Raw genomic sequence first — 17,049 nt, 5'->3', positions numbered from 1 at the left:
ATTATGAAGAATAACGGATAGAAAAGGGTGTTACGTTAGCAATGAACTTTCTTTAGGAGAACAGGGGGTATGCTCATTGAAACAGCATGGGAAAATTGCTTTTTCTTGTTACCAATGTGACAGAAAGATGCCGGTAGAAACGTTGGAGGGACGAGTTGGGAAGGAGGTAAAAGAACATGTCGAAAATTAATGTCGGAGTTAGCACCTGTCTTTTAGGAGAATCTGTGCGATATGACGGAGGTCATAAGCTGGATCGGTATGTCAGGGATGTTTTAGGGGAATACTTTGAGTATTACCCTGTATGCCCTGAACAGGAATCCGGAATGCCTACTCCAAGAGAGGCAATGCGTCTTGTAGGAGACGAAGAGAATCATAGGCTTTTGACTAACAAAACCGGGGTGGATAAGACTCCGATGATGAAATCCTATATTGACAAAAAACTCCCCATGCTAGAGAAAAAAGAGCTTCATGGTTTTATTTTTAAGAAAGATTCTCCAAGCTCCGGGCTTTATCGTGTGAAAATTTACCATGAAAACGGAAATCCTATTGGTAAGGGAAGTGGAATGTTCGCTGCAGCCTATAAAAAGGCTTTCCCAAACATCCCTGCTGAGGAGGACGGAAGACTGAACGACCCTCATTTAAGGGAAAATTTTATCGTAAGAGTCTTTGCCCATCACCGATGGAAGGAGTTCTTAAAAAAAGATCCCAGTGTAGGAGAACTTGTCGAATACCACACAAGAGAAAAAATGCTGATGATGGCCCACAGTGTAGAGCACTATAAAACCCTTGGAAAGATAACGGCTCTTGGAAGTACTATTCCAAAAGAGGAGTTGTTTGCAAAGTTTGAAAAAGAATACTTAGAAGGTCTTACTTTCCATGCCACGGTGAAAAAAAATACCAATGTTTTACACCATATCCTAGGGTACTTTAAAAAAGAGTTGAGCCCTTGGGAAAAGCAAGAGGTGTTGGAGCTTGTGGAACGTTATCACCGAAGAGAGGTGCCATTAGTGGTTCCCCTGACCCTTTTAAACCATTTCATTAGAAAATATGAAAAGGAATATTTAATAAAACAACGCTACTTAAATCCACATCCCAGTGAATTAATGCTTCGTAATTTTGGGTAAAAAACCTGCTGAACAGGAGGTGGATTGGCTTTTTTCACATCATGGAATGCTCAATGCCTGACCCGAGGAAAAGGGTGGTCAGCCTTGATGAGATTAAACCTAAAGAACATCACTTTTTGAAGCTTGAATTATAATGGGATACGTAGATCTCTACTATGGACTCAAGCGAAGCTATTACCCTAGCTATTAACCAATCAGGATGGTGAACCCATGCTAAAACAAGGAATCTACGAACAAGTGATAACGAAAAAAATACATGATGCGTTAGATCTTCTGCAAAAGAAGGATCCAGACGCTTATTATATAAATATCGAAACCATTGATGTCGAAGAAGGGAGAAAAAAACTGGCAGCTTATATTTATGAGGTAACGCGAAAAGCCCTTCATCATGTACGGGATAAGGATAATCGTGAAGATGATTCCTTGGCATTGCAGGTGAAGCTGTGCAACGAAATCATTGATCAGTTGGCTGATGCACTTCCGGAAGAGGAATTTGAAGAGCTAAAGATCTGGGAGCAGGGAGAAATCCTTACTTCTGTATACGAAAAACTCAACCATCCTGCTGGGTTAAGTGAACGCAAAGAAATTCGACCAGTAACACCCATTTCCGAGAGCTCACTGTTTACAGGTTCGCATTACGAGCCAAACATAATGGAAGAATTAAAGAAGGAAATCCTTTCAAGTGATGCCATTGATTGGCTTGGTATCCTTTATTAAATGGAGCGGCTTAAGGTGTTTAATGGATGAGTTGAAGACCTTTGCAAATCGTGGTGGGAAACTGCGAGTTATTACAACTTCTTACATGGAAGCTACAGACTACAAGGCGGTTGAAGCATTAAGTAAATTACCCAACACCGAAATAAAGATATCCTATGATACCGAAAGAACTCGGCTCCATGCAAAATCCTATATGTTTCAACGAGAAACTGGGTTTTCAACGGTATATATTGGTTCATCCAATGTATCTAATCCAGCGTTAACTTCTGGTTTAGAATGGAATCTGAAAGTAACTGAAAAAGACTCCTTTGATATTATTAAAAAATGTGAAGCTACCTTTGAAAGTTATTGGAATGATAATGAATTCACTCATTTTAACGTAGAAGAAGATAGCCATCGCCAACAGCTAAAAGAGGCACTAAGTCAATCGAAAAGATCTGAAAAAGCGGGATGGATGAGCTTTCTAACCATCACCCCTTACCCATATCAAAAAGAGATCCTTGAAGAACTTCAAGCGGAGAGAGATATTCATAATTGCTACCGAAATTTGTTGGTAGCCGCTACGGGTGTCGGTAAAACAGTGATAGCTGCTTTTGATTATAAACGGTTTTATAAACAAAACCCTGGAGCTAACAAGCTACTATTTGTAGCTCATCGTGAAGAGATCTTAAGGCAAAGTATGCAGACCTTTCGGCAAATCCTGAGAGAACCGGATTTTGGTGACTTACACGTGGCGGGAAATCAGGCGGAACAAATGGACCATCTTTTCATCAGCATACAGAGTTTTAACAGCAGGGAAATGATAAATAGAACCAGTAGTTGTTATTATGACTTTATTATTGTTGACGAATTCCATCGTGCAGCGGCTAAAACCTATCAAGACCTCTTAAACCATTATAACCCTTCCATTCTGCTTGGGCTTACAGCTACTCCGGAAAGGATGGACGGGAAAAACGTTTTGGAATATTTTGACGACCGTATAGCCAGTGAAATGAGGTTGCCAGAAGCTATTGATCGAAAATTATTATCGCCATTTCAGTACTTTGCTGTTTCAGATACCATTGATTATTCTCAGCTAAAATGGCAGCGTGGTGGGTATGATGTTGCAGAAATGGAAAGTGTTCTAATTGGAGATGATGTACGTGTTCGGGAGATACTTCGGAGTTTAGATCGGTATGTTACGAATATAGAGGAGATTATTGGATTAGGCTTTTGTGTCAGTATCGAGCATGCCAAGTATATGGCAAACAAGTTTAATGAAGCTGGAATAGCTTCTAAGGCTCTTTATGCACAGGTAGAAAAAGAAGAACGAAGAAATGTGCAAAAAGAACTGCTAAGAGGAGATATCAAGTTTATTTTTGCAGTAGACTTATACAATGAAGGTGTTGATTTGCCTGAGCTCAATACTGTGTTATTTCTTCGCCCGACAGAAAGTTTAACGGTATTTCTTCAACAGCTAGGCCGTGGGCTTCGGTTAGCAGATGGAAAAGAATGTCTAACCGTATTGGACTTTGTAGGACAGGCCCATAAAAATTATAATTTTGAAGAAAAATTTCGGGCACTTATTGGAAAAACCAAACACTCGGTCAAGTATTATCTGGAAAATGGCTTTTCGAAATTGCCAAGAGGATGCTACATACAGCTTGAAAAGCAGGCGAAGAAATACGTGCTTCGGAATATAAATAACATGGCTCGGAATCGTTTATCATTGATCACTCAGATGAAATTTTTCGAAGAAGATACCGGAAAAACCTTAACCCTAAAGAACTTTCTGAACCATTATCAGTTGAGGATGGTAGACTTTTATGGTGGTAGTGGAACGAAAAATCGTATTTTTACTCGAATGAAGGAAGAAGCTTTAGATCTTCCATCGAGAAAAAGTGATTTTGAGGAACTAATGAACAACAAAAAACGATTTAGTGCCTTTTTTCACATAGATTCTGCAAGCTTTCTAACGTTCATCGACAATGCACTGGAAGATAGATCTATCCTTCGTCACGAAAAGCATGAGAAAGAAGTTGCGATGGTTTTTTATAGTTTCTTTCATCAAACACCTCTTAAAGAAGGATTTGAGAGCTTATACGAAGGAGTCGAAGCGCTTTTTAAGGATGATTTAGTTAACAAAGAAATGAGAGAGTTAGTAGATGCATTATATGAAGATGTTAAAATTGTGGAAATTGACCATGTGTTGGGTTTTGATTGTCCGTTAAAGGTACATGCAAGATACTCTACCAGTCAGATTTTGGCAGCTTTTGGTTATTACAACAATGAAAAGTGTCCAGCTTTTCGAGAAGGAGTAAAGCATTTCGATGACCTTCAAACAGATTTGTTTTTGATTACGCTGAATAAGTCAGAAAAAGACTTTTCGCCTTCGACACTTTATGAAGATTATGCCATAAATGAAATACTATTCCACTGGCAAACCCAGAGCAGAACACGATCACATCATGCGACAGCAAAAAGATATATTAGTCATCAAGAAAAAGGAAATCACATTGTCCTTTTTGCTCGCGAGTCAAAAAAAGAAAATGGGTACCCAATGGCTTTTGTTTTTCTTGGAAGAGCTGATTATGTGGAACATTCCGGTGAAGCACCTATGAGTTTTGTATGGCGGTTGAAAGAAGAAATACCTCCGTACTTTCTACCGAAAGCAAATAAGAATATATTGTAGGTTTTTTATGTTAAAGCAAATAACCTAGAAAAGGAGCCATCCCGATGATCCATGTAACCGCAGCCATTCTCAGAAACGAATCCAATAAAATCCTCATTGCTCGCCGCCCGCCAGGAAAAAATTTGGCTGGCTACTGGGAATTTCCAGGAGGAAAGATTGAAGAAAATGAGAGCCCGGAGGAAAGCTTGAAACGGGAATTGAAAGAAGAAATGAATATAACGGTTGAAGTGGGAAAACAGCTGGGGGAGACCACTCATACTTACGATACTTTTACCGTTCACTTGATGCTTTACGAAACTGCTCTTCTTTCCGGTGATATTCAACTGAAGGAACACGACCGGATGGCTTGGGTTGCTGCGGAAGAGCTGTTGGATTATCTCATGGCTCCGGCGGATTTGCCGATGATTGAGAATCTTATAAACACAGACTAATTCGAACAATAAAGGTAGAGAAGTGAATGTGGCATGTCAACGATTAATAGGATGCAGGAAGGAATCTCGTTAGCAATGAACTTTCTTTAGGAAAATAGGAGGTATGCTCATTGAAGCAACATGGGGAAATTGCTTTTTCTTGTTACCAATGTGACAGAAAGGTGCCAGTAGATACGTTGAAATCAACCTGTATCTGTGGCGGCCTTTGGAATATTGATTATCGACCACCTAAATTTCATCTTTCTCTTATTGATACACAATGCTGGAATATTTTTCGCTATCGGGCATTTATGCCGATAGAGGGAGAGACTTGGCAGCAGATTAGTTTAGGAGAAGGAATGACACCTATTATTTCATTAAATGAAAATGTAAAAATGAAAATGGATTATTTCATGCCTACGCTATCTTTTAAGGATAGAGGTGCGGCTGTAATGATAGCTCATGCGAAAAAAATAGGAATTGAATCCGTAGTGCAAGATAGCAGTGGAAATGCCGGAAACAGTGTGGCGGCATATAGTGGAAAAGCAGGTATTGCCTGTGAAATTTTTGTTCCGGAAGGAACATCCCAACAAAAGATAAGCATGATTCAATCACATGGAGCTAAGGTTCGAATAGTTCCGGGAAACAGGGATCGTTGTGCTGATGCGTGCAGAAAAAAAGTCAAAGAAGCAGAAGTACACTATGCCAGTCATGTCTATAATCCGTTTTTCTTCGAAGGAACAAAAACCTATATTTATGAAGTTTATGAACAACTGGGGAGAATACCAGAGACCATTTTTATACCCTTAGGGAATGGAACTTTATTTATTGGAGTAGTCAAAGCGTTGAAGGAGTTTATAGAAAGCGAGGCTATTAAAGAGATGCCAAAGATCATTGCTGTGCAGAGTGAAAACTGTGCACCTATTTATCGGGCAACGATCACAAAGGAAAAAGAAGCCATTTTGTTAAACCCTACGTCTACTTTAGCAGAGGGGATTGCTATTGGTGCTCCAATGAGAGGTAAAGAAATACTAGCATCTATTTATCATCATAAGATAGAAGTAGTAACAGCACCGGAGCACCGCATTTTAGAAGCAAGAAATGCTTTAGCAAAAAAAGGGATTTATGTTGAACACACTACGGCGGCTACCTATGCAGCCTATCTGAAATATATTGAAATAAATGGACCACTAAAAGACTGCCTAATACCGATGTGTGGTGCTGGATTGAAATCTGATAAACACCAAAAGTTCTAACCGCTTAGACAATCTACTGATAGAGAGCATACCCTTATCTTCTGTTGGAGCAAAACTCTGCCAGAAGATAAGGAATCTCGTTTATAGTAAAAAAGTAGAGGCTAAAAAGAAATAAATAAGAAGACCGGAAATATCTTTGATGGTAGTGATGAAAGGATCGGATCCGGCTGCCTGATCAAAGCCACTTTTATAAAGAATGTACGGAATCAAAAAACCGAGTGCTGTTGCAATGGTCATGGTAGCTGCCAAAGCAGTTCCTACTACAAGACCTAAATCCCAGCCCTGCCAAAGGCCTCCAAGAAAAGCGGCTACGACACCCATTATAATACCCATAGAAAGACCGATTTTCACTTCTCGTAACCAATGTTTGAAAAAATCACTCATATCGATTTGTCCTAAGACCAGAGCCCTGGAAAATATAGTGGAAGACTGGGTCCCTACATTCCCACCCATATCCATGACAACAGGAACGAAAAAAGCAATGGCTACGATAGCCTCTAAAGCTTCTTCAAATCCTTCGATAAGAGCTCCGGCGATCAGGCCTCCGATCAACGTCACTATCAGGAAGGGCAGACGAACTTTGAAAACATCTACCATAGAGCCGCTTACTAGCCGTTGACTTCGGTCTGTTTCTGTACTGGCAATATCGATCAAACCCGCTTTATTATAAATATCCTCCGTGGTTTCTTCTTCCAGAATATCCATCGCGTCGTCGATAGTGATAATACCTACTAATCGCTCTTCTTTGTCTGTGACAGGAATCGAAAACTGATCCCGGTCTTGAAGCATTCTAGCGACATCTTCTTGGTCTGTATCTGTAGAAACCCATCGGATATCTGCATTCATCACTTCTTTTACCAGTCTTTTCGGTTCTTCCATAATTAGGTCCTTTAGGGTAATTGCTCCTTCGATTTTTCGGGTATCATCGGTTACATAAATATCGGTAATGGCTTCTCGCTCTCTTTCTTTACCAGCTTCTCGAACTTTTTCAGTAGCTTGTAGAATCGTCATGTTTTTAGAAACTCGAACATATTTAGGGGTCATAATCCGTCCAGCACTTTCAGATGGATAACCCATTAAATCCATGGTGATTTTTCGATCTTCCTCATCTAATAAAGAAACCAGTTTTTTAACTACCACGGCTGGCAATTCTTCCATCAGCTGAACTCGATCGTCTGGCTCCAAAGACTGAAACAATTCGGTTGTTCGATCATCTGTAAAAGCTTTTAATAGCTGTTGTTGAGCATTAACCTCTAAGTTGTGAAATACTTCCAATGCTTTGTTTTTGTTTAGCATTCGAAAGACAATGACCTGTTTCTCTGGATCCATGACATCAATTATGTCAGCCATATCAAAAGAATCCAAATCATTGACGAGTTCTTTAAGTTTTTCCATGTTTCGGGTGTCCAAATACTCCCGAATCAGCTTCAGTGCTTCCAGTATGTTTTTCATTGTGAATCACACTCCTTTTTTCTTTTCTTATTAATAGTAATAAAGTGCATAAGTGCGGGTCGGGGTCAATTGATAAGGAAAGCATGAACACCACCACCTTTCAATAGTATTTTAGTGTAAGCGATTCCTAGATTAATCCGTAAGGACTTTCCAACTTATGAGCGAAACCGTTTCCTCCAGACTCAGTTGACTTACTATTTTTTCTATGGACTGTCGTTGCCCTTGACTTGCCAGCAAATCAGCGTTGACTTCAATTTTTCCGGCATACTCGGCATCTTCACTCTGAAGAGAAGTCATTACTAGTGGACCTTCGCTAATTAAGTTCAGAAGCGTGGCTCTTATATGCCCTTCATCTTTTTCATGACATATAATTCTAAGCCGATAGGGTAATTCTAATTCTTCACGATTCAGATGTTCTCGAGCAATGGTTCGTTGAAGAAAGCGAAGACCAATGTTAGCAAGTAAAATCATAAAAGTTCCAATGGAAGCAGCGATGAGATACCCACTACCGGCTAAGACGCCTACAGCGGCTGAACACCAGAGCGTGGCGGCTGTATTGAGACCTCTTATGTTTAAGCCATCTCTCAGAATAACGCCACCGCCCAGAAATCCAATACCTGAAACAACGGAAGCCGCTATTCTGGTAGGACTGGCTTCTTGTTCCACCATCACAGACAACAATACAAACAAAGCAGCTCCTACAGAAACTAAGGCATTGGTTCTTAGACTGGACATTCGCTGTCGCCATTGCCTCTCCGCTCCGATCATCGTACCCAGTAATAAAGCAGCTAAAAGTCTGATTGTAAAATCTACCCAAATCATGTCCAGCACCTCCTTGATGATTATTAAGATATTAAATAAAATAAAAAAACGACTCCGAAGAGTCGTTTAATGCACACTAAAACTAAATCCTTTTTTAGAAATAAAAGGGTAGCATTACGATAACTCCTCGTCTGAGTTTTAGCACTGAATGACGTAGATTTCCCGGGGAAATCAGCTACCTTAAGCAGACCTTAAGCCGATCTTGCCTGTTCTACCCATTGGCGTCTCTGGACATTTTTGGGCAGCAGCCTGTGTTCATTCAGGAGCCTCACCTAACGAATTATTTGTTTTTTAATACAAAAGGAATAGTATCAGAGGAAATGATGAATGTCAAGCTTTTAAAATATTTTTTTTAGGAATCTATAAATTTCCCATATGACTCATTGTTCGAACCAATTGATGAACATAACTCATTTCGTTGTCATACCAAGAAACAACATGGACCTGGAAAACTCCTGTACCACTTCGTGCGACAAGGGTTTGTGTTGCGTCAAAAAGGGAACCGTAAGTCATACCGATGATATCACTGGAAACCAGACGCTCCTCTGTATAGCCAAAACTGTCATCAGTAGCCTTTTTCATGGCTTCATGGATGCCTTCCAAAGTAACTGTTTCTGATGAATCTTTTAGCACAGCATCCAGAATAGTGATAGAGCCTGTTGCAACAGGAACTCTTTGCGCTGATCCCATGAGCTTGCCATCTAATTCAGGAATAACGAGACCGATAGCTTTGGCAGCACCAGTGCTATTAGGAACAATATTAACAGCGGCAGCTCTTGCACGTCGAAAGTCATTTTTTCTATGAGGGCCGTCCAGGATCATCTGATCGCCTGTGTAAGCATGGATGGTAGTCATAAAGCCTGTTCGCAGTTCCCGATAATCATTTAAGGCCTTAGCCATTGGTGCAAGACAGTTTGTTGTACAGGAAGCAGCAGAAACAATAGTATCTTTGGCAGTAAGGATTTCGTGATTAACGCCATAAACGATCGTAGGAAGGTCATTACCAGCAGGGGCAGAGATCAACACTTTTTTGGCTCCTGCGTTAATATGAGCCTGCGACTTGTCTTTGGAACAAAATAAGCCAGTACATTCTAATACTAAATCAACCTCCAACTTTGCCCAAGGAAGTTTTGCCGGGTCTGGCTCTTTATAGATTTCTATCTCATGATCATCTACCGTAATAGAATGATCCGTGTGAGTAACCGTGTGGTTATGAAAGCCTCCCTGGGTGCTGTCGTATTTTAATAAATAGGCCAGCATATCTGGTTGAGTCAGATCATTAATAGCGACTACTTCAAAATCATCCCTATTGAAAATTTGTCTAAAGGTCAACCGACCAATTCTTCCAAATCCGTTAATAGCTACTTTTGTTTTCATTTCTTTACTCCTCCTTTGTCATCATAGCTTGCATTTATCATATTTGTTAAATAATACACAACATTTACATATCCATATTGTATCATATTTAAGCTTTTTTTTTGAAGTAAAACTATTTTTTGTCATGCAACTGTGGGGCGATGAAAGAATTAACGTAATCCTTTGGATTGAGTTAATGAAACAGAGTAAAAGGGTATAAACAAAGAAACTTTACTGAAAAAAATATTTTTTAGGAGACAACGATGAAAACAAAAATAGTCATAGGCATATGGATTGGTATAATGATCCTGACCGGATGGATAACAGGTTGGGCAGCAGAGGATACTAATAATAAGCCGCCACTCATGGTAGGCGAAATAGCACAATTTTTGGTAGATCCAAGCGGTGAAGTTGTTTTTGAAGAAATGATAGCAGATGCGGATTCGGATTTTTTTGAATTTCAAAATCATGGGTCACGAGTTTTTCAGTTTGGACTTACAAAAGACGTTCACTGGATACGATTTAAGGTGAATGATTTTGAAGAAAATATATTAGCGTCTTGTAATCAATACCTTTTATATTTTGATTATTCAGGGATAGAGTCGGTAGAACTTTACATTCCGATACAGGATAAAGAGAAGACTAGGTATGTTCAATTTTTAGGTGGATTTCGTCATTCAGGGGTACAAGATGAAACCGGATACATTTTTCCTGTTTTTCGATTACCTCAAAATATTGATTCGGAAAAGTATGTTTATGGTAAAGTTGAAAGCATCTATTCAAAAAACTTTTCAATAGGGCTGGTGGAAGAAAAAGATTTTGCAGGAACTCAGCACCGGATCTTGATGAGTCTGTCCTTCGTATATGGTGCGATGTTAGCGATGATGCTTTACAATATGGTGCTTTATTTTGCGATGAAAGATAAGACATATCTGTATTATGTTGGATATATTTTGTTTATGACGATTTATCAAATGAGTGTAACTGGGATTATTAAAATAATCGACTTTGATTTAGGGGAGGTATTGGAATTATATACCCTGGCAACAACGTTCATTGCTATTATCTTTGCTCTTCTTTTTGCTTGGTCTTTTATTAACCTGCCTATTTTTGTTCCGCAAGCAAAATATCCAGTTTATGGTTGCTTTGCTACGTGTAGCGTGGGAATTATTTTAGTGCTATCTGGAAATCAGTTTTATGCAAATGGCCTTGCTTATTTAATGGGCACTGTATTACCCTTCTTGCTCTTTACTACAGCGGTCACTGCCTATTACAAAGGTCAGATTATTTCAAAGTATTATATCAGTGCAACAGCCGTTTTGTTCACTACAGTGATCGCTTATGTGCTTAGAGGACTAGGGTATCTTGAGCATAATCTTATGACAGCTCACGCTGTCACAGCCTCTGTCGGCATAGAGTCAATTTTATTATCTTTTGCACTGGCTGATCGAATTCGTTTGCTGAGGAAACATCGTGAACAGGCAGATCAGAGAGCGACAGAACTGACGCATATTAGTATGACGGATAGCCTTACGGGTGTTTTTAATCGTCGTTACTTTGATACAGCCCTTTCAAAATTACAGGAAAACACTGACCGTATGAAAAACAGAGTAGCTTTGATATATATTGACATCGATTTTTTCAAGAAGTTTAATGATACTTATGGACATCCGAAAGGGGATTGTGTTCTAAAGGATCTGGCTAAGGTCATCAGGAAAAGTATTCGCGAAGAAGATGCGGCCTGTCGAATTGGTGGTGAGGAATTTGCGGTTATTTTCTATCATATCGATGAAAATAAAACGGCACAGATTGCTGAAAGAATCAGAGAAACCTTTGAAAAAACAGATTTTAGCGATATAGCGCCTAAAATTCCAACAGTGACGGTAAGCATTGGAGTAGCTGGGCTTCGAAGCGATGAAACCATTGAAGCTTGGGTGGGTCGCACAGACGAAGCTTTGTATCAGGCGAAAGCAACTGGTAGAAATAGAGTGGTAGTTTCAGAAAAATAGATATCTTAAGGAGGCATATTCGTTTATAATCGTTGAAAAATTGGCAAGACAAGGATTCGAAGCAATAAAAAAGGCACCTGAAATTAAGGTGCCGATGTTTGATCGGATTAATTAGAAGAATTAAGGATGTCTTTTTTGCTAATCCACCAACGGGATCCGTACTTTTCGATGGCCATCATAAAAGGGTATCCAAGGCCATAGCATGCTACTACTTGTCCCAATCCAACATAAATCATGGTAGGCAGCAAGGGTAGCTGAAATAAATAACTGAGCATAGCACCAATAATCACAGCATTTACCAAGACTGGTGGAAGAGGAGCGAACATTTTTCGTTTCATCTTAAATGTAATTAATGCAGCGATTAAGGTTGCTGAACTTCCAACAACTACATCAATTATCCCCAGTCCGCCATAAGCATTAGCGATCAAAGCGCCTATAAACAGCCCTGGAATTGCAGCAGGGGTAAAGAAAGGTAGAACCGTCAGCATTTCCGATATTCGGATTTGAATTGGTCCATAACTGATGGGTGCAAAAGCAATAGTGATAACGACATAAATAGCCGCTAATAGAGCTGCATGCACCATAAAACGTGTTTTTTTGTTCATTTTTTATACCTCCGTAGTTTTGTTTTGAGTCGGGATGGTTTCGAACCGACTTTTCTAAAATAGCTAATACAGGATATCATCTTCTCTTGAAAAATGCAAATAATTTTCAAAATGGCAAACAAAAAAACACATAGATAGTGCATGAGGTGGATTTGAAATCAACATTTGAAATCTGGATATCGAGTAAATAACGGATAAAATATTTACAAAAGCCTTCTGAAATACTTGTAAAAAATGATGCAATCAGATAAAATTGAGATATCGGAAGCGAGTTCCGCTTTTTTTAGCCTTGAAAAACGGGAACGATTCCCATGATGTGGGAAAAACAGAAGATAGGAGAGGATCATGTGACGAAGTATTATGCAGAGCCGTTTAAGATTAAAATGGTAGAACCGATTAAAGTATTAAGCAGAGAAGAACGGGAAGAAAAAATTCAACAGGCTAATTATAACGTGTTTGCTTTAGATTCTGATGATGTGTACATCGACTTATTGACAGATAGCGGCACCGGAGCAATGAGTGATCAACAATGGGGCGGTGTCATGATGGGTGATGAAGCTTACTCTGGCTCCAGAAGTTTTAAACGATTAATGGAATCGGCAAAAGATATCTTTGGATATGAATATTTTCAACCTGTCCATCAGGGAAGAGCGGCGGAAAAAGTAGTGATGCCTATGTATCTTGAAAAAGGAAAGGTAGCTATTTCAAATATGCATTTTGACACGACACGAGCCCATGTAGAATTGGCGGGAGCAAGAGCTATTGACTGTGTTATTAAAGAAGCTCAGGATACGGTGAATTACCATCCTTTCAAAGGAAACATGGATAACGAGCGTCTGGTCACACTGATAGAAAAGTATGGTTCAGAGAAAGTAGGACTTATTATTATAACCGTTACCAATAATAGTGCAGGTGGGCAACCGGTTTCGATGGAAAACATTCGTGAAACCAGTAAAATAGCAGCAGAATACAATATACCGGTTTGTATTGATGCGGCTCGCTATGCAGAAAATGCATACTTCATCAAACAACGTGAGGAGGGATATGCGGATAAATCGATTAAGGAGATCGCCAGAGAGATGTTCAGTTATGGAGAGATTTTCACCATGAGTGCCAAGAAAGATGCGATCATTAATATGGGCGGGTTAATTGGCATCAAAAAAGATACAGCTTTATATGAAACGGTTAAGGCACGAACCATTCCTTTGGAAGGGTTTATATCTTACGGAGGACTTGCTGGTCGTGATTTAGAAGCAATGGCAATAGGACTACAAGAAGGAACCGGTTTTGATTATTTACAGTATCGAATCGGGCAGATAGAATACCTGGCAGCAAAACTGGATAATGCAGGAATAGCTTACCAATCCCCTGCAGGAGGACATGCTTTGTTTATCGATGCGAAAAAAATGTTGCCTCATATTCCGTATTATCAGTTTCCGGCACAGACATTAGCCTTGGAGCTATATAAAGAAGCTGGTATAAGATCTTGTGATATTGGATCTTATATGATGGGTAACAATCCTGATACAGGGGAACAAATTGAGTCTGAATTCGAATTTACAAGGTTGGCGGTTCCTCGCAGAGTTTATACACAATCCCACTTGGATGTTATTGTAGAGGCATTAATAGCTATTAAAGAGAGAGCAGATCAGCTAACAGGATATGAAATAACGTGGGAACCCCCTATCTTAAGACACTTTACAGCTAAACTAAAACCACTGTAGTTCTATTATTTCCATAAGCCGGAGGTGGACTCTCTGGCTTATGGAAATTTTTGGGAGGATATTGAGAGATGAATACCAGCAGCATACAATCAGTGATAAAAGCACTAAAAGTGTTGGAATTGTTCATGGTAAAACCCGCATGGAGTATTTCGGAAATCAGTGAAGCGTTAACCTACCCAACCAGCACATCTCATCGGCTTATTGTAACATTAGAAGAAGCTGGTTATGTTTATCGCGAGAATGAAACGAAAAAATATTATCTAACGATTAAACCTTATTTAATTGGGAGTAAGACAGAAATCGTTAGTCAACTGAAAAAAAGAGCGCAGCATAAGATTCAATCTTTGGTACAGGAAGTGAATGAAAGTGTTAATATTTCCATTGTTCAGGGTCTCTATGCGGTAACGGTTTTGAAAGCAAATCCTGAAAGACAGTTTTCAGCGGCTCCTACTATTGGTGATAAAAGAAAGCTATATGCAACCTCTGTAGGAAAGTGCCTGTTAGCTTACAATAGCAATGGATGTTTAGATGGCTTGATGAGTTCTTCTGAAGCATTAGAACAGTATACAGACTCAACGATGATTGATAAGAAGCAGATCATGAACCATATTCAAATGGTTCGACAAAAGGGGTATGCAGTCGATAGGGAAGAGGTAGAAGCAGGACTTACCTGTTATGGAGCCCCTATTTTCGATGAGTTATCTCATTGTATTGCAGCCATCAGCCTTTCAATTCCAACTTTTCGAATTGAAGATGAAGAAAAAATGATTCGAATCGTTAAAGAAGCCGCTAGTGATATCTCGGCAAAGTTTTAATAAGATTTTGATAAAATTGCGAAAAGAGATGCGACAGGGTATAATGACATTTAGAGAAAGAAATCGGCGTTAGGAGTGGTATTGTGAAAATCCTGGAAATAGATCCGTGGGTAAAGCCGTATGCAAATGATGTAGAGCTAAGGATGAACCGGTATCAAAAGTTAAAAGAGGTACTTCTTAAAGAGAAAGGCAAACTTTATGATTTTGCAAACGGACATCATTACTTTGGCTTTCACAGACAAAAGGATGGATGGATTTACAGAGAATGGGCTCCGGCAGCAGATGCATTATACTTAATGGGCGACTTTAATCACTGGGATCGGTATCGACACCCACTAAGAAAAAAGGAAAATGGAATATGGGAAATATATTTATCGGGTAACCATGTTCTTCACCATAGTTCAAGAGTCAAAGTGCATGTTGTGAAAGAAGGGCAGGGGAAAGATAGAATTCCTCTTTATATACGAAGAGTTGTTCAGGATAAAGAAACCCATGATTTTTCTGGACAAATATGGAATCCGGAAAAACCGTTTCAATGGACAGATAAGGATTTTAAGGTAGATCTAGGGCAACCGCCTTTTATTTACGAGGTTCACATAGGGATGGCGCAAGAAAAAGAAGGAATAGGAACATATCGTGAATTTGAAGAGCTGGTTTTGCCGCGAATCAAGGAGCAGGGATACAATACAATTCAAATGATGGCTATCATGCAACACCCTTATTATGCTTCTTTTGGGTATCATGTTTCAAATTATTTTGCGGCTTCTTCCTGGTTTGGTAATCCGGAGGAATTAAAATCGTTAATCAACAAAGCTCATGAAATGGGAATAACGGTTTTGATGGATATAGTGCAATCCCACGCTGTGAAAAATGTGGCAGAAGGTATCAATGGATTTGACGGGACCGTTCAACAGTTTTTTCATGATGGAAGCAGAGGAACTCACTCGGCCTGGGATTCAAAATTATTTAACTATGGAAAACATGAAGTCATTCACTTTTTACTGTCCAGCTTAAAATACTGGATGGAGGAGTTTCACTTTGATGGTTTTCGGTTTGATGGTGTTACATCCATGATCTACCATGATCATGGATTAGGAACAGCTTTCGACCATTACGAAAAATACTTTAGCCTTAATACAGATGTAGAAGCATTGAACTACTTGCAGCTTGCTAATGAGCTGATTAAAGAAGTCAGACCTGATGCTGTTTCAATAGCGGAAGATATGAGTGGTATGCCGGGGATGTGCCTTCCAATTCATTATGGTGGTATTGGTTTCGATTATCGTCTTTCGATGGGTATGCCAGACTTTTGGATAAAAACCTTGGAAAAAAATGATGAGGATTGGGATATGAATGCGATGTATCATGAATTATCTACCAGTCGCCCCAATGAAAAAAGAGTTGGATACGTTGAGTCTCATGACCAGGCATTAGTGGGAGATAAAACATTTATTTTTCGACTAGCTGATAAAGAAATGTATGATAGTATGGGAAAGGGAAGCCAAAGCATTGTGATTGACAGAGCCATCGCTTTGCATAAAATGGCGCGGCTGATTACGATTTCCTTGGGATCAGAAGGCTATCTCACCTTTATGGGGAATGAGTTTGGTCATCCGGAATGGATTGATTTTCCCAGAGAAGGTAATCAATGGAGTTTTAAGTATTGCCGACGGCAATGGTCCTTAGCAGAAAGTCCGTTTCTTCGCTATAAAGATCTCAATGCTTTTGATAAAGCGATGGTTTCGCTAATGAAAGAACAAGACCTTATGGGCGAGACAGATCTAAAATGCTTAACTATCGATAATGAAAAGAAAATAATTGGTTATCAAAAGAAAGGCTACTTGTTTTTGTATAATTTCCATCCTGAAAAATCATTTGAAGGCTTAGAAATTCCGACTTATCAAGACAGAAAATACCAAGTGGTCTTAAGTACCGACGAAAAGCGTTTTGATGGTGATGGGCATATTGACCATCAGCTTGTTTATAAAACCGTAGATCTGAAAAATCACCCAAAAGACCGAGGTATCCTTGTATACTTGCCTAGTCGGACGGCAATGGTTCTGAAAGCATTCTAAATCAATCCCCCTA

The 17,049-nt window shown here is 39.4% G+C and carries 13 protein-coding genes and 1 riboswitch; of the genes, 9 read left to right on the top strand and 4 right to left on the bottom strand.

The window, feature by feature from the left end:
* Positions 1–176 precede the first annotated feature (176 nt).
* The 5 genes from BLV55_RS03615 (at position 177) to BLV55_RS03600 (ending at position 6,178) form a co-directional block, all read left to right on the top strand.
* Positions 177–1,124, top strand: coding sequence for a YbgA family protein (locus tag BLV55_RS03615; protein WP_093311219.1), 948 nt, complete (start codon positions 177–179; stop codon positions 1,122–1,124).
* 210 nt (positions 1,125–1,334) lie between these two features.
* Positions 1,335–1,841, top strand: a complete 507-nt coding sequence (locus tag BLV55_RS14920) for a hypothetical protein (protein ID WP_330386567.1) — start codon at positions 1,335–1,337, stop codon at positions 1,839–1,841.
* Positions 1,810–4,512, top strand: a complete 2,703-nt coding sequence (locus BLV55_RS03610) for a DEAD/DEAH box helicase (protein WP_330386571.1) — start codon at positions 1,810–1,812, stop codon at positions 4,510–4,512. Before BLV55_RS14920 ends, BLV55_RS03610 begins: the two co-directional genes overlap by 32 nt.
* Positions 4,513–4,556: 44 nt before the next feature.
* Positions 4,557–4,943, top strand: coding sequence for an 8-oxo-dGTP diphosphatase MutT (mutT, locus tag BLV55_RS03605; protein ID WP_093311216.1), 387 nt, complete (start codon positions 4,557–4,559; stop codon positions 4,941–4,943).
* Positions 4,944–5,053: 110 nt separating this feature from the next.
* On the top strand, positions 5,054–6,178 hold the full coding sequence (locus BLV55_RS03600; RefSeq protein WP_207646014.1) for a threonine synthase: 1,125 nt from the start codon (positions 5,054–5,056) through the stop codon (positions 6,176–6,178).
* A gap of 81 nt (positions 6,179–6,259) precedes the next feature.
* Here BLV55_RS03600 and mgtE read toward each other — a convergent pair whose 3' ends face one another.
* The 3 genes from mgtE to gap form a co-directional block, all read right to left on the bottom strand.
* Positions 6,260–7,630 carry a magnesium transporter gene (mgtE, locus tag BLV55_RS03595; RefSeq protein ID WP_093311214.1) on the bottom strand — a complete coding sequence of 457 codons (1,371 nt, stop codon included), beginning with the start codon at positions 7,628–7,630 and terminating at the stop codon, positions 6,260–6,262.
* A 132-nt stretch (positions 7,631–7,762) separates the two neighbouring features.
* Complete coding sequence (locus BLV55_RS03590; RefSeq protein ID WP_093311210.1) at positions 7,763–8,452, bottom strand: MgtC/SapB family protein; 690 nt, start codon at positions 8,450–8,452, stop codon at positions 7,763–7,765.
* A 116-nt stretch (positions 8,453–8,568) separates the two neighbouring features.
* Positions 8,569–8,739, bottom strand: a riboswitch (M-box (ykoK) riboswitch).
* Positions 8,740–8,812: 73 nt separating this feature from the next.
* The gene (gene gap, locus BLV55_RS03585; RefSeq protein WP_093311207.1) at positions 8,813–9,829 is read right to left on the bottom strand and encodes a type I glyceraldehyde-3-phosphate dehydrogenase; all 1,017 of its coding nucleotides are present in this window, start codon (positions 9,827–9,829) and stop codon (positions 8,813–8,815) included.
* Between the two features lie 242 nt (positions 9,830–10,071).
* On the opposite strand from gap, the gene BLV55_RS03580 reads away from it, so the two are divergent.
* Entirely contained in the window at positions 10,072–11,817 is a 1,746-nt protein-coding gene (locus BLV55_RS03580) for a sensor domain-containing diguanylate cyclase (protein WP_093311204.1), read from the top strand.
* A gap of 107 nt (positions 11,818–11,924) precedes the next feature.
* On the opposite strand, the gene BLV55_RS03575 is transcribed toward BLV55_RS03580, so the two are convergent.
* A complete protein-coding gene (locus tag BLV55_RS03575; protein WP_093311201.1) occupies positions 11,925–12,422 on the bottom strand; it encodes a QueT transporter family protein in 498 nt (165 codons plus the stop codon).
* A 347-nt stretch (positions 12,423–12,769) separates the two neighbouring features.
* Here BLV55_RS03575 and BLV55_RS03570 point away from each other — a divergent pair, with 347 nt between their 5' ends.
* From BLV55_RS03570 to BLV55_RS03560, 3 genes are all read left to right on the top strand, one after another.
* A complete protein-coding gene (locus tag BLV55_RS03570) occupies positions 12,770–14,146 on the top strand; it encodes a tryptophanase (RefSeq protein ID WP_330386566.1) in 1,377 nt (458 codons plus the stop codon).
* Between the two features lie 68 nt (positions 14,147–14,214).
* Positions 14,215–14,961 carry an IclR family transcriptional regulator gene (locus tag BLV55_RS03565; RefSeq protein WP_093311199.1) on the top strand — a complete coding sequence of 249 codons (747 nt, stop codon included), beginning with the start codon at positions 14,215–14,217 and terminating at the stop codon, positions 14,959–14,961.
* A gap of 83 nt (positions 14,962–15,044) precedes the next feature.
* Positions 15,045–17,036, top strand: a complete 1,992-nt coding sequence (locus BLV55_RS03560; protein WP_242870020.1) for an alpha-amylase family glycosyl hydrolase — start codon at positions 15,045–15,047, stop codon at positions 17,034–17,036.
* Positions 17,037–17,049: the final 13 nt, after the last annotated feature.

It is taken from the genome of Tindallia californiensis, assembly GCF_900107405.1.
GTDB classification, from domain to species: Bacteria; Bacillota; Clostridia; order Peptostreptococcales; family Tindalliaceae; genus Tindallia; species Tindallia californiensis.
This window is presented reverse-complemented; position numbering and strand designations above follow the sequence as displayed.